This is a genomic window from Shewanella indica (assembly GCF_002836975.1).
Lineage (GTDB): Bacteria > Pseudomonadota > Gammaproteobacteria > Enterobacterales > Shewanellaceae > Shewanella > Shewanella indica.
On record NZ_NIJK01000022.1, the window covers coordinates 50999 to 71143 of the forward strand.

General features: G+C 52.6%; 20 protein-coding genes and 1 pseudogene. 8 read left to right on the forward strand and 13 right to left on the reverse strand.

Annotated features, from left to right (window positions below; all coding sequences use genetic code 11):
* Window positions 1-57: 57 nt before the first annotated feature.
* From CX650_RS05090 to CX650_RS05105, 4 genes are all read left to right on the forward strand, one after another.
* A complete protein-coding gene (locus CX650_RS05090) occupies window positions 58-2862 on the forward strand; it encodes an FAD-binding and (Fe-S)-binding domain-containing protein (protein WP_101095183.1) in 2805 nt (934 codons plus the stop codon).
* 311 nt (window positions 2863-3173) lie between these two features.
* On the forward strand, window positions 3174-3917 hold the full coding sequence (locus tag CX650_RS05095) for a (Fe-S)-binding protein (RefSeq protein ID WP_039035938.1): 744 nt from the start codon (window positions 3174-3176) through the stop codon (window positions 3915-3917).
* A 10-nt stretch (window positions 3918-3927) separates the two neighbouring features.
* On the forward strand, window positions 3928-5304 hold the full coding sequence (locus tag CX650_RS05100; protein ID WP_101095184.1) for a lactate utilization protein B: 1377 nt from the start codon (window positions 3928-3930) through the stop codon (window positions 5302-5304).
* A 4-nt stretch (window positions 5305-5308) separates the two neighbouring features.
* Window positions 5309-5878, forward strand: coding sequence for a LutC/YkgG family protein (locus tag CX650_RS05105; protein ID WP_039035940.1), 570 nt, complete (start codon window positions 5309-5311; stop codon window positions 5876-5878).
* 71 nt (window positions 5879-5949) lie between these two features.
* On the opposite strand, the gene CX650_RS20305 is transcribed toward CX650_RS05105, so the two are convergent.
* Window positions 5950-6234: an energy transducer TonB gene (locus CX650_RS20305; RefSeq protein ID WP_268248591.1), complete on the reverse strand. Its 285-nt coding sequence runs from the start codon at window positions 6232-6234 to the stop codon at window positions 5950-5952.
* Window positions 6235-6246: 12 nt separating this feature from the next.
* A pseudogene (locus CX650_RS20310) lies at window positions 6247-6354 on the reverse strand (IS5/IS1182 family transposase); the annotation flags it as partial.
* A 419-nt stretch (window positions 6355-6773) separates the two neighbouring features.
* On the opposite strand from CX650_RS20310, the gene CX650_RS05115 reads away from it, so the two are divergent.
* From CX650_RS05115 to CX650_RS05125, 3 genes are all read left to right on the forward strand, one after another.
* Window positions 6774-7280 (forward strand): hypothetical protein, encoded by a 507-nt coding sequence (locus CX650_RS05115; RefSeq protein WP_157822992.1) that lies wholly within the window; start codon window positions 6774-6776, stop codon window positions 7278-7280.
* 53 nt (window positions 7281-7333) lie between these two features.
* The gene (locus CX650_RS05120; RefSeq protein ID WP_101095187.1) at window positions 7334-7591 is read left to right on the forward strand and encodes a hypothetical protein; all 258 of its coding nucleotides are present in this window, start codon (window positions 7334-7336) and stop codon (window positions 7589-7591) included.
* A gap of 99 nt (window positions 7592-7690) precedes the next feature.
* Window positions 7691-8053 carry a hypothetical protein gene (locus tag CX650_RS05125; RefSeq protein WP_229800039.1) on the forward strand — a complete coding sequence of 121 codons (363 nt, stop codon included), beginning with the start codon at window positions 7691-7693 and terminating at the stop codon, window positions 8051-8053.
* Window positions 8054-8337: 284 nt separating this feature from the next.
* On the opposite strand, the gene CX650_RS05130 is transcribed toward CX650_RS05125, so the two are convergent.
* From CX650_RS05130 to glyA, 11 genes are all read right to left on the reverse strand, one after another.
* Window positions 8338-9132 carry a slipin family protein gene (locus CX650_RS05130; RefSeq protein ID WP_039034261.1) on the reverse strand — a complete coding sequence of 265 codons (795 nt, stop codon included), beginning with the start codon at window positions 9130-9132 and terminating at the stop codon, window positions 8338-8340.
* Between the two features lies 1 nt (window position 9133).
* The gene (locus CX650_RS05135; RefSeq protein WP_189484305.1) at window positions 9134-10579 is read right to left on the reverse strand and encodes an NfeD family protein; all 1446 of its coding nucleotides are present in this window, start codon (window positions 10577-10579) and stop codon (window positions 9134-9136) included.
* 265 nt (window positions 10580-10844) lie between these two features.
* Window positions 10845-11339, reverse strand: a complete 495-nt coding sequence (locus tag CX650_RS05140; RefSeq protein WP_039034260.1) for a phosphatidylglycerophosphatase A family protein — start codon at window positions 11337-11339, stop codon at window positions 10845-10847.
* Complete coding sequence (gene thiL, locus CX650_RS05145; protein WP_071476817.1) at window positions 11340-12296, reverse strand: thiamine-phosphate kinase; 957 nt, start codon at window positions 12294-12296, stop codon at window positions 11340-11342. It lies immediately after the preceding gene.
* An 88-nt stretch (window positions 12297-12384) separates the two neighbouring features.
* Complete coding sequence (nusB, locus tag CX650_RS05150; RefSeq protein ID WP_039034259.1) at window positions 12385-12792, reverse strand: transcription antitermination factor NusB; 408 nt, start codon at window positions 12790-12792, stop codon at window positions 12385-12387.
* Window positions 12793-12805: 13 nt separating this feature from the next.
* Window positions 12806-13282: a 6,7-dimethyl-8-ribityllumazine synthase gene (gene ribH, locus CX650_RS05155; RefSeq protein ID WP_025009431.1), complete on the reverse strand. Its 477-nt coding sequence runs from the start codon at window positions 13280-13282 to the stop codon at window positions 12806-12808.
* A 119-nt stretch (window positions 13283-13401) separates the two neighbouring features.
* The gene (ribBA, locus tag CX650_RS05160) at window positions 13402-14508 is read right to left on the reverse strand and encodes a bifunctional 3,4-dihydroxy-2-butanone-4-phosphate synthase/GTP cyclohydrolase II (protein ID WP_101095188.1); all 1107 of its coding nucleotides are present in this window, start codon (window positions 14506-14508) and stop codon (window positions 13402-13404) included.
* A gap of 81 nt (window positions 14509-14589) precedes the next feature.
* The gene (locus CX650_RS05165) at window positions 14590-15246 is read right to left on the reverse strand and encodes a riboflavin synthase (protein ID WP_071476812.1); all 657 of its coding nucleotides are present in this window, start codon (window positions 15244-15246) and stop codon (window positions 14590-14592) included.
* Entirely contained in the window at window positions 15247-16371 is a 1125-nt protein-coding gene (gene ribD / locus CX650_RS05170; protein ID WP_039034257.1) for a bifunctional diaminohydroxyphosphoribosylaminopyrimidine deaminase/5-amino-6-(5-phosphoribosylamino)uracil reductase RibD, read from the reverse strand.
* 40 nt (window positions 16372-16411) lie between these two features.
* Window positions 16412-16864, reverse strand: a complete 453-nt coding sequence (nrdR, locus tag CX650_RS05175) for a transcriptional regulator NrdR (RefSeq protein ID WP_025009434.1) — start codon at window positions 16862-16864, stop codon at window positions 16412-16414.
* Between the two features lie 109 nt (window positions 16865-16973).
* Window positions 16974-18227: a serine hydroxymethyltransferase gene (glyA, locus tag CX650_RS05180; RefSeq protein WP_039034256.1), complete on the reverse strand. Its 1254-nt coding sequence runs from the start codon at window positions 18225-18227 to the stop codon at window positions 16974-16976.
* 228 nt (window positions 18228-18455) lie between these two features.
* Between glyA and ettA the strand changes: the two genes are divergently transcribed.
* A complete protein-coding gene (gene ettA / locus CX650_RS05185; RefSeq protein WP_025887609.1) occupies window positions 18456-20123 on the forward strand; it encodes an energy-dependent translational throttle protein EttA in 1668 nt (555 codons plus the stop codon).
* The last annotated feature ends 22 nt before the right edge of the window (window positions 20124-20145 follow it).

Here is a 20145-nt window from a genome sequence, read left to right on the forward strand (position 1 = left end):
GGCAGCCGCCCTTGGCGCTGCCTTTATTATCAAATTTAATGTGTAGAGAAATGTCTTATGTCTATCAACTATGAAGCCGTGATCCGTGACCTGCGTAAACAGTTGGGAGAAGCTGCCGTCAGTGACGACCCTGTGCGCCGTTTTGCCTGGTCAACCGATGCCAGCTATTTCCGGATAGTGCCCGAGGTTGTGGTACATGCCGAGGATCTGGAGCAGGTAAAACGCACTCTGGCTGTAGCCAGAAGCTACGGCGCTCCGGTGACTTTCCGTGCCGCTGGTACCAGTCTGTCGGGTCAGGCCATAGGAGAAGGCATATTGCTTATCCTCGGATTCGACGGTTTCCGTACCCTGGATATCAGCGAAGACAGCAACAAAGTCACTCTGGGTGCCGCTGTTATTGGCGCCGATGCCAACGCTGCTCTCAAACCTTTGAATAAAAAAATCGGCCCGGATCCGGCAACTCTGGCTTCAGCCATGGTAGGCGGTATCGTCTCCAACAACGCTTCCGGTATGTGCTGCGGCACCGCCCAAAACAGTTACCAAACCATCTCCTCAGTAAAACTGCTGCTGGCCGATGGCACAGAACTGGATACCGGCAGCGAAGAGTCCAAAGAAGCCTTCCGTCAGTCACACCCCGAACTGCTCAAGGCGTTGGCAGACTTAGGTGCCATGGCTCGCGGTAATGAGACCCTGGCTGCGCGAATTCGCAAAAAGTTCGCCATTAAAAACACCACAGGTTACAGCCTCAACGCCCTGGTGGATTTTGAAGATCCCTTCGACATCATCAACCACATCATAGTCGGCGCCGAAGGCACACTGGCGTTTGTCAACGAAGTCACCTATCACACAGTGGAAGAGGCTAAATTCAAGGCCTCGGCCATGGCGGTATTCTTCAATATGGAAGATGCAGCCCGGGCAATCCCCCCTATTCAGGGCGAAAGCGTAGCCGCAGCCGAGCTGCTGGACTGGGCCTCCATCAAGGCGGTAACAGGCAAAAAGGGCATGCCGGATTGGCTGGCCGAATTGCCTGAAGGCGCTGCGATTTTGCTGATAGAATCCCGCGCCAACGATGATGAAACTTTGGAACGCTATACCCAGGACGTTATCGCCAAACTGGCGCATATCGAGACCGAGCGCCCCATCAGCTTCAGCCGTGACCCGGCCGTTTACGGTAAATATTGGGCCATGCGCTCCGGCCTATTCCCCATTATCGGTGGCGAGCGTCCCAAAGGCACTTCAGTAATCATCGAAGACGTGGCTTTCCGGGTTGAAAACCTGGCCAGTGCCGCCCACGATCTGACCGAGCTGTTCCATAAGCACGGCTATCCTGAAGGGGTGATCTACGGCCATGCGCTAGCCGGTAACTTCCACTTTATCATTACCCCTAAATTCGGCTCCCAGGCCGATATCGAACAGTTCCATCAATTTATGGAAGCGGTCGCCGATATGGTGATCAACAAGTACGACGGTTCGATGAAGGCCGAGCACGGCACAGGCCGCGCCGTAGCACCTTTTGTGGAAATGGAATGGGGCAGTGACGCCTACACCCTGATGAAAAACATCAAGCAGATCTTCGACCCCGAAGGACTGCTGAACCCTGGGGTGATCCTCAACGACGACAAGCAGGTACACATCAAGAATATCAAGCCCTGTCCCGAAGTGGATGACCTGGTCGATAAGTGTATCGAGTGCGGTTTCTGTGAAAAGACCTGCCCCACCTCGGCGCTGAATTTGTCACCCAGACAGCGGATAGCCACCTTGCGTGAAATCGAGCGTCTGGAACAGAGCGGCGACAAGGAAGCGGCCGAGAAGATGCGTGCCGCCGCCAAATATGATGTGGTGGATACCTGCGCTGCCTGTCAGCTGTGTACCATTGCCTGCCCGGTAGACAACAGCATGGGCCAACTGGTCCGCAAGCTGCGTACCCCTTATATCACCACCACAGAACAGAAGGTTCTGGACTTCCAGGCCAAGCACTGGGGCGCCGTCAACCAGGTGCTGAGCACAGGCTTTGATGCCCTGGGCACAATACACAAACTCACGGGCACGGATATCACCTCAGGGCTGATGAACATGGGCCGGGCGATTTCCAAAGAAGTGCCTTACTGGAACCCTGACTTCCCCAAAGGCGGTAAGCTGCCCAAACCATCGGCTCCCAAAGCCAACCAGGAAACCGTGGTCTACTTCGCCGCTTGCGGCGGTCGTACCTTCGGCCCAACACCGCTGGATCCCGATGACCGTACCTTGCCTGAAGTGGTAGTGACCTTGCTTGAACGTGCCGGCTATAACGTGATTACACCGGCCAAAACCCGCAATCTGTGCTGCGGCCAGATGTGGGAATCAAAAGGGGATTTCAAGAACGCCGATATGAAGCGTGACGAGCTTATTGACGCAGTCAGCGCCATGACCGAGGGCGGCAAGCTGCCCGTGGTTGTCGATGCCCTCTCCTGCACCTACCGTGCTCTTTCCGGCAATCCCAAGGTTGAACTGTTGGATCTGGTCGAGTTCCTGCACGACAAGGTATTGCCGAAACTCACCCTCACCAAGAAGGTCAATGTGGCACTGCATCTGGGTTGCTCGGCGCGTAAGATGAAGCTGGAACCCAAGATGCAAGCCATTGCCGATGCCTGCTCCAACAAGGTGCTGCGCCCGGCCGGTGTAGACTGTTGTGGTTATGCCGGTGAGAAAGGTCTTTACAAGCCTGAGATCAACGCCTCGGCACTGCGTAACATTAAGAAACTTATCCCCACCGACTTTAAGGAAGGTTACTACGCCAACCGTATGTGTGAAGTGGGCCTGAGCCACCACAGTGGTATTTCCTACCGCCACCTGGCTTATCTGCTGGAGGAGTGCAGTCGCTGACTATACTTAGAGGGAGCATTAGCTCCCTCTTTTTTCATCTGTGTTATATAACGGATTCACGTTCGGATTAACGAACAAAGTAAATACAAATAAACACATTAAAATCAAATGGTTAAAACCTTCTCATTTTTGCAAAAAAGATTTTAATCATTTACTGAATTAGCACTATTTATTGTGTGGTTATAGGCTTATATTCAAGCATATTTACCCTGTGTCAGGTGATGTTCAAATACAGAGTCAGAAAGCATCTGACCACACCGGACATAGATGATGTCGGTTAACGCAAGCAACATCCAATTAGGAAACACCAAATGAAGATAGCCTTGTTTATTCCCTGTCTGGTCAACCAGATGCTGCCGGATGTGGCCATCGCCACCTTGGAACTGCTGGAGAAGCTGGGGCACCAGGTGATCCTGCCTGAAGGCCAAACCTGCTGTGGTCAGCCCATGACCAACTCGGGTTGTTTTGACGAAGCCCGCAAGACCACTATGAAGCTGCTCAACGCCTTCAAGGGAGTCGAATGCGATGCTATCGTATGTCCAGCGGCATCCTGCCTGGTAGCCGCCAAAGAAAACTTCCATGAGTTTGACGACAGCCCGGAAGCCGCGGCCGTTATCGCCAAACTGTACGAATTGACCGAGTTCCTGCACGATGTCGCCCCGGTAGAGAGCTTCCCCAAAGCCTTCCCACACAAGGTGAGCCTACAACTGAGTTGTCACGGTATTCGTATGCTGGATCTCGCCAGCCCCAGTGAATATATGGGCCCACGTTACAACAAAATGGAAGCCCTGCTGGAACGTATTCCCGGCATAGAGATCACCTATCCGGATCGCCGCGACGAATGCTGCGGCTTCGGCGGTACCTTCGCGGTAGATGAAGGTGCTGTGTCTGCCAAGATGGGCAAAGACAAGGCTCAGGCCCATGCAGCCACGGGTGCAGACTATGCCGTCGGTTTTGACCCATCCTGTCTGATGCATCTGGACGGCATGATCCGTCGCCAAAACTTGCCGATAGAAACCCGCCATCTGGCGCAGATCCTCAACGCTGCCATTTAGGGAGATAGCCATGTCACAGACACAAGGGGCCAAAGCCCACGCCAGCCAGGCAGAGATCTTCTGCCGCGATGAGTCCAGAGTTGATTGGCATTCCAAAGCCCTATGGGTGTTGCGGGAAAAGCGCGACCGCGCTGCCGGCAGCCTGCCCGAGTGGGAACAGCTTAGGGATCTGGGTTCGGCTATCAAGCTGCATACCCTGACCAATCTGGCCAAGTATCTGGAAGAGTTCGAAGCCAACTGTATCCAGAACGGCATTCAAGTGCATTGGGCCAAAGACGGCGCCGAGCATAACCGCATAGTGCATGAGATTCTGGCCAGCCATCAGGTGAAGAAGCTGGTGAAGTCCAAATCCATGCTCACCGAAGAGTGTCATCTCAACCCCTTCCTCGAAAGCAAGGGCATAGAGGTCATAGACACAGACTTGGGTGAACGCATCATTCAGCTGAAAAAACAGCCACCTTCACATATCGTGGTCCCCGCCATTCACCTCAAGAAAGAGGAAGTGGGCGAACTGTTCCATGAAAAACTCGGCACAGAGGCCGGTGCCAGCGACCCGACTTACCTGACCCGTGCCGCCCGTGCCCATCTGCGTGAGCAATTCCTCAGTGCCGATGCTGCCATGACAGGGGTTAACATGGCCATCGCCGACAAGGGCGCAGTGGTTGTTTGTACCAACGAAGGTAACGCCGACATGGGCTGTAACCTGCCTAAGCTGCAGCTGCACTCCATGGGAATAGACAAGCTGGTACCATCGGTGGAAAGCGCCGCAGTTTACCTGCGTACTCTGGCCCGCAACGCCACCGGCCAGCCGGTAACCACTTACTCCAGCTTCTACCGCGGCCCGCAGGCCGGTGGTGAGATGCACGTCATCATAGTGGACAATGGCCGTACTGAGATGCTCAAGGACAAGATCCTTGCCGAGTCGCTCAAGTGTATCCGCTGTGGCGGTTGTCTGAACACCTGCCCTGTATATCGTCGCAGCGGTGGTTACAGCTACAACTACACTATTCCAGGTCCAATTGGCATCGCAGTCGGTGCGCAGGACGATGACACCAACTCCATCGCCTGGGCCTGTACCCTGTGCGGCTCTTGCTCCTATGTATGCCCCACTAAGGTGCCATTGGACAAGATCATCTTCCGTCAGCGTCGTCTAAAGGCCGAGTCAGGTAAACTGCCTTACGGTAAAGGCAGTTATATGCCATTGGTCGGTAAGTTTATGGCCAATACCACTATGCTGAACTGCTCCATGAGCATGGCAAGACTGGGCTTGAGAATACTGCCAGGTAGCCTGCTCAAGCCATTCTCTGGCGCTTGGGGTAAATACCGTGAACTGCCCAAGGCACCCGCCTCTAGTTTCGAGGCCTGGTTCAAGAAAAACAGGAGCTAATCAGATGTCCAGCAAATCTTTTATTTTGGATGCCCTTAAGTCCTGCGCACTTGAAGGACACAATATGCCGGCCATAGATGTGGCCCCTAGACTGGACGACCTGATTGGCCAGTTTGAAACCAACCTGGGAACCGTTGCCGGCAAACTGCATAAGCGTGGTGGTTTTACCGAACTGCAGCAGCAAGTCGATGCCTTGATTGCCGAAGGCAAGCAGATTATCTCTCAGGTAGAAGGGGTAACAGGTAACCGTGAAGTGCCCGCTGACAGCCATGATCTGCGTGATATCGATTATGCCGTAATCAAGGGTCAAGTGGGTGTTGCTGAAAACGGTGCCATCTGGGTCAGTCAGAAGTCTCTATCTCACAGGATCACACCTTTTATCTGTGAGAACCTGTTTCTGGTACTGGAAGCCGATGCCATTGTCGCCAACATGCATGAAGCGGCCGACAAGATAATGTTGGACTCGGGTGAGTTTGGGGTGTTTATCGCCGGCCCATCCAAGACGGCTGACATTGAGCAGGCACTGGTAGTTGGTGCCCACGGCGCCTGTAGTCTGAATGTGTTCCTTATCTAACTCAGGATGAGGAGGACAAAAACGCCGGCAACTGCCGGCGTTTTTATTGGGCAACAATCCGCTTTGCAGCCTTAAAGCGTGAAGGAGATCTTCGACCACGTCTTGGCGCTAACAGGCTTACCATCGACAAACTTAGGTGCATAGCGCCACTTTGACACGGCTTTGACGGTTTCAGTTTCAAACTGCTTGCCACCCTTGGAGTCCAGCACTTCCACATGGCTGACAAAGCCCTGTTTGTTTACAGTCACTTCCACGTTGACCCAACCTTCTCGGCTCATCCTGGCATACTGAATTGGATAACCGGGCACGGCACGAAACAAGGGCCGCTGCTCCTGATCCACACTCCAGGGGCGCATATTGCCTATCGCCTGACAGTGTTGAGTCGCTTTGTCCAACCAGAAAGTGATAGAGCCACGGTTAACTAATGCCTGATTGTATTGCTTCCAATTGGTGACAGTGCGCTTTGACTTGCCCATGATATTGACCGTAAACCTTGCGATGCAAGCTCTGATCATGAAGTGCCAAAAAGGTTCCGCTGTTTTAGACAACAACGCCTTTAAGGCTGGCAAGGAAAATTAATGGATCTGACAGCCTATGCGCCGATACATACAACTGATAAACCCGACACTAAGCCTGTGAGATTACAATACTCAGGTTGGTAAAGCTTTGGTTTTGGAAAAGTACAAAAACACAAGGCGCCCTAAGCAAGCAACAATAAAAACAAACCAAGATCAAAAAAACAGCCAATCAACACATAACTTTAACAACCGAAAAACAAATGCAAAAATGTTAAAGATTGATTTTTTTTGATTGCCTTATACACATTTTTTTGATTACTTAAGAAATGCATAATTTACAAATTATGCTCAAGGGCAAATACGAAAAAGGAGTTTTTATGAGAAAAATCATACTAATATTAACGTTGTTTTTTTCAACATCAAGTACGGCTTATTATCCAACTTATGTATCTAGAACTAACCATCTTGTTGAAATTAGTGAAAAACAATCAGGCCAATGGAATAGCTTGATGGTTATCAACAATGAATCCATAGGACTCCCTATACATAATGAAACAAAAAAAATATTAAAATCTATTAATAAAAAGATCTTCTCATCTATAGAATCAAGCGCAAGAACGGAAATCAACAAGCTACCAACATTCAGGTGTAGAGAGTTGAAACATGTAACTTTAAATGGGCCATTAGAAACCAAAATAATGACACAGCCAGATGGAATAACAACAGCAACTGTGAAAGGATTTACAATATCGACTGAGGTAAAAATTGACATATCCGGCCTGACATTATACACAAAAATCAAAACATCTGAGTTAAATCTTTCTGCAGATTACAACCCTATTAATGGTCAAGTCTATAATATTAGAACCTTAGAGTCCTTGTAGATATTGACGGAAATGGAATATTCAACAAGTTAGCAGTAAAGGTAACAAAGTCCTTGCTAAAGGCTTTTAAGCCTAACTTTTTCCAACAAGAATTGAACTCAATTTTAAGCAGTATTCACAACCATAAATATTATGTAGCTGGCATTGAAAGCGTTATACCTGATAACACTTGGATTATTAATGGTATGGACTTAGGTTTTGAAATAAAAAGCACACTTAAAGGAATACATCCTGAAAAGTATATATCAATAGCAATATCTGAAAAAACCATAGATATTACACTGGTTGGAATTACAGAGAGTACTACATGAACAAAGTTGATTTTGATATATCAGGAAACTATAAAATATCTTACGAAAACCAAGCCGTTTATGATACAGGAAGTTGGATAAACCCATGCGCGAGACTAGGTGGCGCAAGCCATGAATGTTATGAACCATAAAGTTGAGGTTACTATGAAAAATTTAACCATGATCTTCTTAATCAGTTTGATGTTATCTGGCTGTACATCATTGAACGAAGTTAAACTTGATTCCACCCCCACATCAAACTATATAGGAAAGGATATCAAAATAACCACCACCTCAGATGAAATAATTGAGTTTAAAGTCGAGAGCACAACTGATTCGACGTTATCCGGAGAAGGGAATTCTGTAAAAATAGATAATATCAAGAAGATAGAGATGAAAGAGTTTAGCGTGATTAAATCAATTTCATTAACTAGTGGCCTATATATACTAGGTGCAGCAATTATAGCCGTTATGGTATTGTGAAACTAGAGCCTAAGGAAGATACAAGCAAGTCCCATGTGTGATCTGCTTTGTGTTTAATGATGGGATTGTTAGTATGCAGCATGAGAGTTACCTCTTTTGTTTTGATTGAAGCTTTGACACCTTTATCAAAACGGGTAACTCTCACCTTTTCAAGATAATGTGTCAGATCAAGTCGCGACTAAAATAACTTAGGCCGGAGGCCTATTATTGAGCTATCCCCAAACGCTCAAACTAACAATATATTAACCCCCTTGTAAATGGGCGACATTTCAAACAGTTTCAGGCTAATTTTTGGATTTTTCATTTAAATTGCTAAATGCACCATTTAATTTGCTCAGTAACTCAAGCGGCAGCGGAAACAGGATAGTCGAGTTGTTTTCTGCCGCCACTTCGGTCAGGGTATGCAGATAGCGCAGCATAATGGCATTGGGTTCTTTGCCCAGCGTCTGCGCCGCTTCCACCAGTTTTTCCGAGGCTTCCATCTCCCCCAGAGCATGGATCACCTTGGCCCGCCGCTCGCGCTCGGCCTCGGCCTGACGGGCAATAGCGCGGATCATACTTTCATTGAGATCCACGTGCTTGATTTCCACATTGGCCACCTTGATGCCCCAGGCATCTGTGTGGGAGTCGAGGATCCTTTGAATGTCGGCATTGAGCATCTCCCTGTTGGCCAACATCTCGTCCAACTCATGCTGACCGAGCACGGATCTCAGGGTGGTCTGGGCCAGTTGACTGGTGGCGGCGAGGAAGTTCTCCACATTGATAATCGCCTTTTGCGGGTCGACTACCCGAAAATAGAGCACGGCATTGACCCGCACCGAGACATTATCACGGCTGATCACATCCTGAGAGGGCACATCCATCACTATGGTTCGAAGATCCACCCGCACCATCTGCTGCACCACAGGGATCAGTATGATAAGCCCAGGCCCCTTGACCCGGTAAAAACGCCCGAGAAAGAAAATCACCCCGCGTTCATACTCCCTGAGGATGCGAAACATGCTGATAAGCAAGGCCGCAAACAGCACCAACAACACCCCAAAAGAAATGTTTAAACTACCACTGATAGCTTCACCCATGTCAGTCTCCTCTGCGTTGATTTTCAGTCGGCTCGATATCAGCGCTTTTCACCTCAGCCAGCTTAAGGACTAACCCCTCAAGCCCCAAAACCCGCACCCGCTGCCCAGGGCTCAAGGCCTGTTCGCTGTCACCTTGCCAATCTTCTCCCATAAAGTGCACCCGGCCGCGCCCGGGAAAGCCGTCTATCACCCTGGCATGTTCCCCTACCATCCCCTCGGCGCCGGCCACTCCGGACAATTTGCGAGTCTTGAACACAAAGCTTATCAGCAGCAGGAAAAACAGCAGGCTCACGACGCTGACCAGGGCTATCACGGGCCAGGCTATGCGAAAAGCCTCAACTTCACTGTCCACCAAAAATACCGACCCCAGCACGAAAGCGACCAGGCCACCGAATCCTAAAATTCCAAAGCTTGGTAGCATGGCCTCGGCGAGCAGCAAAATAATTCCCAAAAGCAATAAACCGCCACCGGCATAGCTGATAGGGAGCAGTTGGAAGGCATACAAGGCCAACAGCAAACAGATCCCTCCTATTACCCCGGGCAACATGGCGCCAGGACTGTAAAACTCCAGCAGCAAACCGTAGATCCCCAATAACATCAGGATGTAAGCGATATTGGGGTTGGTGAGCAGATTGATGAATCGGGCACGCCAATCCGGGCTGCGATCCAGCACTATGGCGTTTTCGGTATTGAGTATCCGAGCACCACCAGGCATGGCTACCGACTTGCCATCAAGTATGGTCAAGAGTTGCTGCGGCGTATCGGCGATATAGTCGATAACATTGGCCTCCAGCGCTTCCGAGGCCGTCAGGGTCGCCGCATCACGTACCGCCTTCTCGGCCCACTCGACATTACGCTGACGCAATTCCGCCAGCGCCCGAATATAAGCAATGGCATCATTGAGCTGCTTGCGCTCAAGTTTTTGACTATTGCTATCGCCCACAGGTTTTTCGGTTTCATTCTCTGACGGCTTGGGCTGTTGCGGCTCATTTCCCATGGGGCCCAGTTGCACAGGAGTCGCCGCACCAAGGCTGGTGGCCGTTGCCATAGCGGCGATATGACAGGCATACAGCATGTAAGTCCCGGCGCTGGCTGCACGAGCTCCGGATGGATAGACCAGGCAGGCAACCGGCACCCTGGAACCGAGAATCGCTTGGTTGATATCCCGTAGACTGGACACCAGACCTCCAGGGGTATCCAGAGTGATCAACACCAACTGGCTGTTTGGCGTATCCGATGCGCTCTCTATACCCCGGATCAAATAGTCGCTGACACCGGGACCTATAGCCCCTTTGACGCTGAGCAGGGTAATGGTCGGCGCTGCGGCCGGGGAGTAAGATTCTGGCCGGACGTGGTCTGCACCTAAGCCAGGCAAGATCCACAACAGAGCCAAGAGTCCTACACAGCCACAGCGCCGGAACAAGGCGTTGGCTAGCCAACCTATCATACTGCCCCCATGAGGGTTCCCTTAGCTTAAGGATAGTCGGCTTTGGGGATTAGGCATAAAGCACACAAATAATGGCTTTAACCCAAGCAGGTAAATATGAGCAGGAGGAGGTAACAAGGAAAAAGGCGCCGAATCGACGACGCCTGTTATTTTTTCTGGATTAGCGGGCTAGCTTGCTTCAAGGATAGAGTGCAAGCGCTGATAACCCATTCTTAAGGCTTATATATTTTGGCTCAAGGTTTATACATTTCGGCTCAAGGCTGATTCAGCCTACCGCCCAGACAATCGCCTGCAGTGACAGCATTGAGAAGATGCCGGCCAGGATATCATCGGCCATGATCCCAAGGCCGCCATGTACCTTGGCATCCAGCACCCGAATGGGCCAGGGCTTAAAGATATCGAAAATGCGGAACAGCACAAAGCCCAGCAACAACCAGAGCACTCCGGCCGGTGCGGCAATCATGGTGATCAGTAACCCCGCCACTTCGTCCCAAACTATGGCGCCGTGATCGTGCACCCCCATATCTTTGGAAGTCTTGCCGCATAGATAGATACCACCGATACAGGCCAGCAGCGTCACGGCAAGATACACTTCCAAACTGAACTGAGACAGCAATAGATACACAGGTACGGCAGCCAGGGTTCCAAAAGTCCCCGGCGCCTTGGCCGCGAGGCCAGAGCCAAAACCAAGTGCCAGAAAGTGCACCGGGTTCTTAAGGCTGACCCTTGCGAGCGCCTCGTCATGAGCAAACCACTTCATTTAAAAATGCTCAAATCCTGTCTGTTGCGGCTCGAATACCTCACCATGATATTGCAGCCTGAGTTGATTACCGGCGAGTATCTGGCCGACTTGATAGAACTTGACTCCGGCATGGCCCAAGGCGGTTTCCAGCGCACCGCGCTGCGCTTCCGGCACAGTGAACAGCAGTTCATAATCTTCACCGCCACAAAGGGCGTAGTCGAGCGCCGTCTCCAAACTCACAGTATCTTTCATCGCCTGGGACAGCGGCAGCTTATCCACTTCGATAACCGCACCGACAGCCGATGCCTTGAGGATATGCTTGATATCCGACAGCAAGCCATCAGAGAGATCTATAGCGCTAGATGCCAAGCCTCTCAGGGATTGACCGGCCAGGACTCTGGGGCTGGGATGATAGTGACGGTTGACCAGATATTCCTTGTGTTCTGCCCTCGCCTTCAATTCACCACGTATGATATCCAGCCCCAGGGCCGAATCCCCCAGGGAACCTGTGACATAAATCCAGTCACCGGCGCGGGCGCCGCTACGAATGAGAGCTTTGCCTTCCGGCACCTGGCCATGAACCGTAATATTGATGGCCTTAGGGCCGCGGGTGGTATCGCCTCCAACCAGAGAAATACCATAGTAATCAGCCGCTTCAAACAAACCGGCACTGAACTGTTCCAGCCAAACTTCATCGACACTGGGCATGGTCAGCGCCAGGGTCATCCATGCGGGCTCGGCCCCCATAGCAGCAAGATCGGACAGGTTGACCGCCAAGGCCTTGTAACCCAGTGCCTGAGCCGGCATATCCGGTAAAAAGTGGACATTTTCCACCAGGGTATCGCAGGAGATGGCAATGGATTTGTGTTCGGCGGGTTGCACCAAGGCACAATCATCACCTATGCCAAGGCGGACATCTTTGCGCGCTTGGCCACGACCATGAAAATAGCGCTCGATAAGTTGAAATTCTTTCACTGTTGACTTGGCCACAGGTTCGCAGCCTCCCGGTTTTCCAATGAAAAAACGGTATCTGACGATACCGTTTGTCTAATTTCTTTCTGGTTCAGCGACGAGCTACCAGCTTGTCCAATATGCCATTGACAAACTTGTGGCTGTCCTCGGCGCCGAACGCCTTGGCCAACTCGATAGCCTCGTTGATCACCACTTTGTAAGGCGTATCCTTGCGGAAAGTCAGCTCGTAAGCCGCCAAACGCAAAATGGCCTTCTCCACGGGATCGACCTCCTCCATGGGACGTTGATCCAGATGGGGGGCAATTAACTCGTCCAGTTGAGCCTTTTTGGTTGTCGCTCCGGTGAATAGTTCACGGAAGTAGGCGACATCCACGCCGTCTATGTTTTGCTCGGTCAGAAACTCGTGCTCCACATCGGCAATATTGTTCCCGCTCAGTTGCCATGAATAGATGGCTTGAACCGCTAAACGGCGGGCTCTGCGGCGCTCTGAAGGCTTCATGCTTTTTCCTGTATTACAGCTGTTGCTCAAGTTGTTGCAGCACGTTCACCATTTCCAGCAGACCCAGGGCAGCTTCGCCGCCTTTGTTGCCAGCCTTGGTGCCGGAACGCTCAATGGCCTGCTCGATAGTGTCTGTGGTCAGTACCCCGAAAGAGACCGGGATATCGAATTCCAGACCCACTTGAGCCAGACCCTTGTTGCATTCACCTGCAACGAAATCAAAGTGTGGTGTACCACCACGGATCACTGCCCCCAGGGCGATGATACCGTCGAACTTGCCACTGGCGGCAACACGACGGGCGGCCAAAGGCAGCTCGAAAGCACCAGGTACGCGTACCACAGTGATGTTGTCTTCACTTACCTGACCGAAACGCTTAAGAGTGTCTACGGCACCCTCCAGCAGACTTTCAACCACAAAGCTGTTGAAACGGGATACAACGATCGCGACTTTGGCGTTTTTTGCTTCGATATTACCTTGAACTATGTTCATTATCTTACCTAACTTAGCTAAAGCACCCGGCCGGGGGCAAAAAGTGGCGCTATAATAGCACGCAATTTACCCCTCCGCCCTATGCAATTATTCGGAAATGGTTAATTAATTCTGTTGGCTCATTCGCCGGGAATATACTCTGTGACTTCCAGGCCAAAACCACCCAATGAGTGATAACGCTTGGGCGAGCTGAGTAGGCGCATTTTGTTGACGCCAAGCGTCGCCAGAATCTGTGAGCCTACGCCAACCCGTTGGGAGGTTCCCTGCCATTTGGCCGTTACCGGCACTTCACCCTTGTCTTCGGCCTCAAAGGCCTTGAGCTTGGCGATAATGCTCTCGTTCGGCTCCTGATTACCCAGCAGCAACAGCACACCACCATCGGTCGCGATTCGCGCCATAGCTTGCTCAAGCGGCCAGCTGCGCACTTCGTCGCGTTCAGAGAACAGCAGGTCATTAATGGTGTTTTGCAGGTGCACCCGCACCAGAATATTGTCAACAATCTCGCCCTTGACCATGGCAAAATGCAGTTGATTGTCTATGGTGTCGCGGAAGGTGTGCAGCTCAAACTCACCGAAACGGGTAGGCAGCTTGCACTTAGCTTCACGCACCACTGTGGTTTCTGTGTTATTGCGGTAGTTGATCAGATCGGCAATGGTGCCCATCTTAACGCCGTGCTCCTTGGCGAACACTTCCAGATCCGGACGACGCGCCATGGTGCCATCCTCATTGAGGATCTCCACGATCACAGCCGAAGGCTCCAAACCGGCCAGACGCGCCAGATCGCAACCGGCTTCGGTATGACCGGCGCGCACCAGCACCCCGCCATCCTGCGCCATCAAAGGAAAAATATGCCCGGGCTGAACTATGTCCGATGGCTTGGCATTTTTAGCCACAGCCGCCTGCACAGTTACCGCGCGGTCATGGGCACTAATACCTGTGGTCACCCCTTCAGCGGCCTCGATAGAAACGGTGAAGTTGGTTGAAAACTGGGCGTTGTTATTGCTGACCATCAGCGGCAAATTCAGCTGCTGGCAACGAGCCTTGGTCATGGTTTGGCAGATAAGACCACGGCCGAAGCGAGCCATGAAATTGATCGCTTCCGGGGTGACCTTCTCCGCCGCCATGATGAGGTCGCCCTCGTTTTCCCTGTCCTCATCGTCCATCAGGATAACCATTTTGCCCTGACGAATATCCTCGATGATCTCTTCGATACTGTGTAGCGCCATTGTAAGACCTTTATCTCTTGTTCTGTGTAATCAATGAATTCTAACCTGTTAGCGCGCGATAACCAGTGTGCTTGCGCACATCTAGCGCATGAAACCGGCCTTGGCGAGCATAGCCAGAGTCACGCCTTCGCTCGGCTGCCCTTCCTCTTTATGCTGCATTAAACGTTCAAGATAGCGGGCTATCTGATCCACCTCCAGATTCACCTGAACTCCGGGACGCAGATCAAGTAAAGTGGTTTCGCTGGCGGTATGGGGCACTATGGTGAGGCGGAAATTACAGCCATCGACTTCGTTGACCGTGAGGCTGACGCCATCTATGGTAATGGAGCCTTTATGGGCAATGTAACGGGCCAGCTCAGCAGGCGCCTCGAGCCAAAACTCCAGCGCCTTGCCCCTTGGGGTCACGCTGATGACCCGCGCCATACCATCCACATGGCCACTGACCAAGTGCCCGCCCAAGCGGGTGCTGGGCGTGACCGCCTTTTCCAGGTTAACTTTGGTGCCGACACTGTAGCGGTCAAAGCCGGTGAGGCTAACGGTTTCAGCCGAAATATCGGCCACATAACCATCCGCCAGGCGTTCAACCACGGTCAGACACACACCGTTGGTGGCAATGCTGTCACCCAATTGGACATCGCCAAGATCCAGCTTGCCGCTGGCCACTGTCAGACGAATATCATCACCACGGCGCTCCAAGGCCCGTATTGTACCGACAGCTTCAATTATTCCGGTAAACATTCAATCACCTATCTTGAGAGTAAGCCGGGTATCATTGCCCAGCTTACGTTGATCTGTTACCCGTATCGCCGGGGTATCGGCTATCTGCTGATAGTTGGGCAAGGCCAGCAGGTTTCGGCCAGCGGCGCCAAGCAGTTTCGGGGCTTGGTAGAGCAGCAGCTCATCGGCCAAACCGGCACTAATAAAGGCGCCGCAAAGCGTTGCCCCGGCCTCGACCAACACCGCATTACAGCTCTGGCTCAGGTGTTGCAGCAGCGCTGTGATATCGACTCTGTTGTCTTCACCGGCCAGCACCAATGTGGTGACATAAGGCGGCAAAGCGGCCAGGAACTCATCCTCATAGGGGCGGCAGCTGACCAAGAGTACCGGGCTGACAATCTTCAATAACCTGGCATCGAGCGGCATACGGCAGTTACTGTCGAGTATCACTCGCAGCGGTTGAATAAGCTCCTGCTCACTCAGGGTTTCACCCAGGCTGCCAAGCTCAGAGTGCCGGACATTCAAGGAAGGGTCATCGGCCAATACGGTTTCAATGCCGGTGAGCAAAGCGCAGCTGCGGGCCCTGAGCCTTTGCACGTCGCGGCGCGCCTCGGGGCCGGTTATCCACTTGGACTCACCGTTGGCCAGTGCCGTCTTGCCATCGAGACTCGCCGCCAGTTTGAGGGTGACCCAGGGACGATTTCGCTCCATCCGCGATAAAAAGCCCGGATTCAACGCTCTGGCCTGCTCAGCCAAGAGACCGCTCTGCACCTGAACCCCGGCCTCCTGCAGCATGCCGATACCTCGGCCGGCCACCTGAGGGTTGGGATCTGTCATAGCCACCACCACCCGCTTGAGGCCATGTTTAATTAAGGCTTCGGCACAGGGCGGGGTGCGACCATAGTGACTGCAGGGTTCGAGGGTGACATAGGCAGTAGCGCCGCGGGCCTTGTCAGCGGCCATTTTCAAGGCATGTACTTCGGCATGGGGCTCACCGGCACGCTGATGCCAGCCTTCGCCGACAATCTTGCCATCGGCATCTATGATGACGCAGCCGACATTGGGGTTGGGGCGGGTTGTATAACGGCCACGGCGAGCCAGCATTATGGCGCGGCTCATCATGGCGATATCAGTATTGGACCACATGGGGGTTTCCGTTACTTAACAGTTGGCTGTGACTGACAGCCTATTTTTTCTCCAGCTTGGCAATCGCTTCACCAAACTCTGACACATCTTCAAAGGCACGATACACAGAGGCAAAACGAATATAGGCCACCTTATCCAGCTCAATAAGATGATCCATCATCAGGTTGCCGATCATTTCCGAGGTCACTTCCCGCTCGCCCGTGGCTCTGAGGGTGGACTTGATCTTGCTGATCGCCTCTTCAATCTTATCCATGGAAACCGGACGTTTCTCGGCGGCGCGCAGCATACCGCCGCGCAGCTTATCCTCATCGAACGGTTGCCTGCTGCCATCGCGCTTGATCACTCTGGGCATGACGAGCTCGGCACCTTCAAAGGTGGTAAAGCGTTCATGACACAGAGTACATTCCCGGCGACGGCGCACCTGATGACCGTCTGCCACCAGCCTGGAATCTATCACCTTGGTATCCGTCGCACTGCAAAATGGACAATGCATTATGCCTCCTGGTGCTCAGTTGCCGGCAGCGGCTGCTGCTAAATGGCAGGAACAAAAATGGCCGCTGAATTCAGCGGCCATCGAAGTTTATCCTATTCCCTTGAAAAGGTTAACCGTAAACAGGGAAGCGAGCGCACAGTTCCAGCACCTGGCTCTTCACGCGCTCGATAACGGCGTCATCGTGAGCATTGTCGAGCACATCACAGATCCAGCCGGTCAGTTCACGGGCTTCGGCTTCCTTGAAACCGCGGCGAGTGATGGCCGGTGTACCGATACGCACCCCGGAGGTCACAAATGGTGAGCGGGGGTCGTTAGGCACTGAGTTCTTGTTAACTGTGATGTTGGCGCGGCCCAGAGCGGCGTCGGCTTCTTTACCGGTCAGCTCACGGCCAATCAGGTCCACCAGCATCAGATGGTTGCTGGTACCGCCGGAAACTATCTTGTAACCGCGCTCGAGGAACACCTCAACCATGGCCTTGGCGTTGTTGACCACCTGCTGCTGATAGGTCTTGAATTCCGGCTCCAGTGCTTCTTTGAAGGCCACGGCTTTACCGGCGATAACGTGCATCAGAGGACCACCCTGACCGCCCGGGAATACTGCGGAATTCAGCTTCTTGTACAGATCTTCATCGTCGGCAGCCGACAGAATCACACCACCGCGGGGACCGGCCAGCGTCTTGTGAGTGGTCGAAGTCACCACGTGGGCGTGCGGCACAGGGTTAGGATAAACACCGGCAGCGATAAGACCGGCCACGTGGGCCATATCGACAAACAGGTAAGCGCCAATTTTGTCGGCGATTTCGCGCAGCTTGGCCCAGTCAACTATGCCTGAGTAGGCCGAGAAGCCGCCGATGATCATCTTGGGCTTGTGTTCCAGCGCCAGCGTTTCGAGTTCGCTGTAGTCAATCTTGCCGGACTCATCGATACCGTAAGGGATGATGTTGTACAGCTTGCCGGAAAAGTTAACCGGAGAGCCGTGGGTCAGGTGACCACCGTGAGCCAGGTTCATCCCCAGTACGGTATCGCCGGGTTGCAGCAACGCCATATAAACCGCGCTGTTGGCCTGTGAACCTGAGTGTGGCTGAACGTTGGCGTAAGTAGCGCCAAACAGCTGCTTGGCACGCTCAATTGCCAGAGTCTCCACCACATCGACATACTCACAACCACCGTAATAACGCTTGCCTGGATAACCTTCGGCATACTTGTTGGTCAGTTGTGAGCCCTGGGCTTCCATGACTCTGGGGCTGGTGTAGTTTTCGGAGGCGATCAGCTCAATGTGCTCTTCCTGACGACGGGTTTCATCCTCAATCGCCTTGAACAGCTCAGGATCATAGTCGGCAATGTTCATACTTTTCTTCAGCATCTGTCACTCCAGCTGGCAAATCTTATTGGTAGGGTTGCGCGGTATTCTACTCTGAGTGTGACAAATATCCCAGTCGCAGGATGATGAAAATCCTTGTGTCAGCAGATGACTATGTTTCATTTGCTGAACAATGGTGCCGCTATCCGGCCGCATCTGGCAGGAGCCCTGGCAAATTGGTAAACTGCCGCCAGTTTAGGAAAACTCAGTTCAGGACAACAGAGAAACAATATGGCTCAGTTTGTATACAGCATGCTGAGGGTCGGCAAAATAGTGCCGCCCAAAAAGCAGATCCTCAAAGATATTTCATTGAGTTTCTTCCCCGGCGCCAAAATTGGTGTCCTGGGTCTCAACGGCTCGGGTAAATCCACCCTGTTGAAAATCATGGCAGGTCTGGACACAGAAATTGAAGGTGAAGCCCGTCCCATGCCGGGACTCAAGATAGGTTACCTGCCCCAGGAGCCCCAGCTTGATCCCAACAAGACAGTACGGGAAACCATAGAAGAAGCCGTCAGCGAAGCCAAAAACGCCCTCAAGCGTCTGGATGAAGTCTATGCGGCCTATGCTGAGCCGGATGCCGACTTCGACGCCCTGGCCAAGGAGCAAGGCGAACTGGAAGCCATCATTCAGGCCCAGGATGCCCACAATCTGGACAATATTCTCGAGCGCGCCGCCAACGCCCTGCGTCTGCCGGAATGGGACGCCAAGGTGGAGGTGCTCTCCGGGGGTGAACGTCGCCGGGTGGCCATCTGTCGTCTGCTGCTGGAAAAGCCGGAGATGCTGCTGCTGGACGAACCGACCAACCACCTGGATGCCGAATCCGTTGCCTGGCTGGAGCATTTCCTGCAGGAATACTCAGGTACTGTGGTTGCCATTACCCACGACCGTTACTTCCTCGACAATGCCGCGGGCTGGATCCTGGAGCTGGACCGGGGTGAAGGTATTCCATGGCAGGGCAACTACTCCTCCTGGCTGGAGCAGAAAGATGCCCGTCTGAAGCAGGAAGCCGCCAGCGAAAGCGCCCGCCAGAAGACGATTGCCAAGGAATTGGAGTGGGTGCGTCAGGGTGCCAAGGGACGTCAGTCCAAGGGCAAAGCCCGTATGGCCCGCTTCGAAGAGCTGAACAGCTCAGATTATCAGCGCCGCAACGAGACCAATGAGCTGTTTATTCCGCCCGGTCCTCGCCTGGGTGACAAGGTGATTGAGGTGCGCAATCTCACCAAGAGCTATGGTGACCGCATTCTGATAGACAACTTAAGCTTCAGCGTTCCCAAGGGCGCCATCGTCGGTATTATCGGTGCCAACGGTGCCGGTAAATCGACCCTGTTCAGAATGCTCAGCGGCGCCGAGCAGCCGGACAGCGGTGAAATCGAGATAGGTGATACGGTACAAATCGCCTCTGTGGAACAGTTCCGTGACTCGATGAACGACAAGAACACTGTTTGGGAAGAGATCTCCGGCGGTCAGGACATAATGCGGATCAACAATCTGGAGATCCCGAGCCGCGCCTATGTCGGTCGCTTCAACTTCCGTGGTGGCGATCAGCAGAAGATCATCGGCTCACTTTCAGGTGGTGAACGTAACCGGGTGCATCTGGCCAAGCTGCTGCAGGCCGGCGGCAACGTGTTGCTGCTCGACGAACCGACCAACGATCTGGACGTGGAAACTCTGCGGGCACTGGAAGAAGCGCTGTTGGAATTCCCCGGCTGCGCCATGGTGATCTCGCACGACCGTTGGTTCCTCGACCGTATCTGTACTCACATCCTCGACTACCGTGACGAGGGGCAGGTTAACTTCTACGAAGGTAACTACACAGAATACTCGGCCTGGCTGAAAAACCAATTCGGTGCCGATGTGATTGAGCCGCACAGACTCAAGTACAAGCGGATGACCAAGTAATAGAAAAACCGTACAAAAACGG

Bases quoted from the DNA above. Each gene is read 5' to 3' on its own strand.
- CX650_RS05090 (WP_101095183.1), top strand. From the start codon at position 58: ATGTCTATCAACTATGAAGCCGTGATCCGTGACCTGCGTAAACAGTTG.
- CX650_RS05095 (WP_039035938.1), top strand. From the start codon at position 3,174: ATGAAGATAGCCTTGTTTATTCCCTGTCTGGTCAACCAGATGCTGCCG.
- CX650_RS05100 (WP_101095184.1), top strand. From the start codon at position 3,928: ATGTCACAGACACAAGGGGCCAAAGCCCACGCCAGCCAGGCAGAGATC.
- CX650_RS05105 (WP_039035940.1), top strand. From the start codon at position 5,309: ATGTCCAGCAAATCTTTTATTTTGGATGCCCTTAAGTCCTGCGCACTT.
- CX650_RS20305 (WP_268248591.1), bottom strand. From the start codon at position 6,234: ATGCGCCCCTGGAGTGTGGATCAGGAGCAGCGGCCCTTGTTTCGTGCC.
- CX650_RS05115 (WP_157822992.1), top strand. From the start codon at position 6,774: ATGAGAAAAATCATACTAATATTAACGTTGTTTTTTTCAACATCAAGT.
- CX650_RS05130 (WP_039034261.1), bottom strand. From the start codon at position 9,132: ATGGGTGAAGCTATCAGTGGTAGTTTAAACATTTCTTTTGGGGTGTTG.
- CX650_RS05135 (WP_189484305.1), bottom strand. From the start codon at position 10,579: ATGATAGGTTGGCTAGCCAACGCCTTGTTCCGGCGCTGTGGCTGTGTA.
- CX650_RS05140 (WP_039034260.1), bottom strand. From the start codon at position 11,339: ATGAAGTGGTTTGCTCATGACGAGGCGCTCGCAAGGGTCAGCCTTAAG.
- nusB (WP_039034259.1), bottom strand. From the start codon at position 12,792: ATGAAGCCTTCAGAGCGCCGCAGAGCCCGCCGTTTAGCGGTTCAAGCC.
- ribH (WP_025009431.1), bottom strand. From the start codon at position 13,282: ATGAACATAGTTCAAGGTAATATCGAAGCAAAAAACGCCAAAGTCGCG.
- ribBA (WP_101095188.1), bottom strand. From the start codon at position 14,508: ATGGCGCTACACAGTATCGAAGAGATCATCGAGGATATTCGTCAGGGC.
- CX650_RS05165 (WP_071476812.1), bottom strand. From the start codon at position 15,246: ATGTTTACCGGAATAATTGAAGCTGTCGGTACAATACGGGCCTTGGAG.
- ribD (WP_039034257.1), bottom strand. From the start codon at position 16,371: ATGTGGTCCAATACTGATATCGCCATGATGAGCCGCGCCATAATGCTG.
- nrdR (WP_025009434.1), bottom strand. From the start codon at position 16,864: ATGCATTGTCCATTTTGCAGTGCGACGGATACCAAGGTGATAGATTCC.
- glyA (WP_039034256.1), bottom strand. From the start codon at position 18,227: ATGCTGAAGAAAAGTATGAACATTGCCGACTATGATCCTGAGCTGTTC.
- ettA (WP_025887609.1), top strand. From the start codon at position 18,456: ATGGCTCAGTTTGTATACAGCATGCTGAGGGTCGGCAAAATAGTGCCG.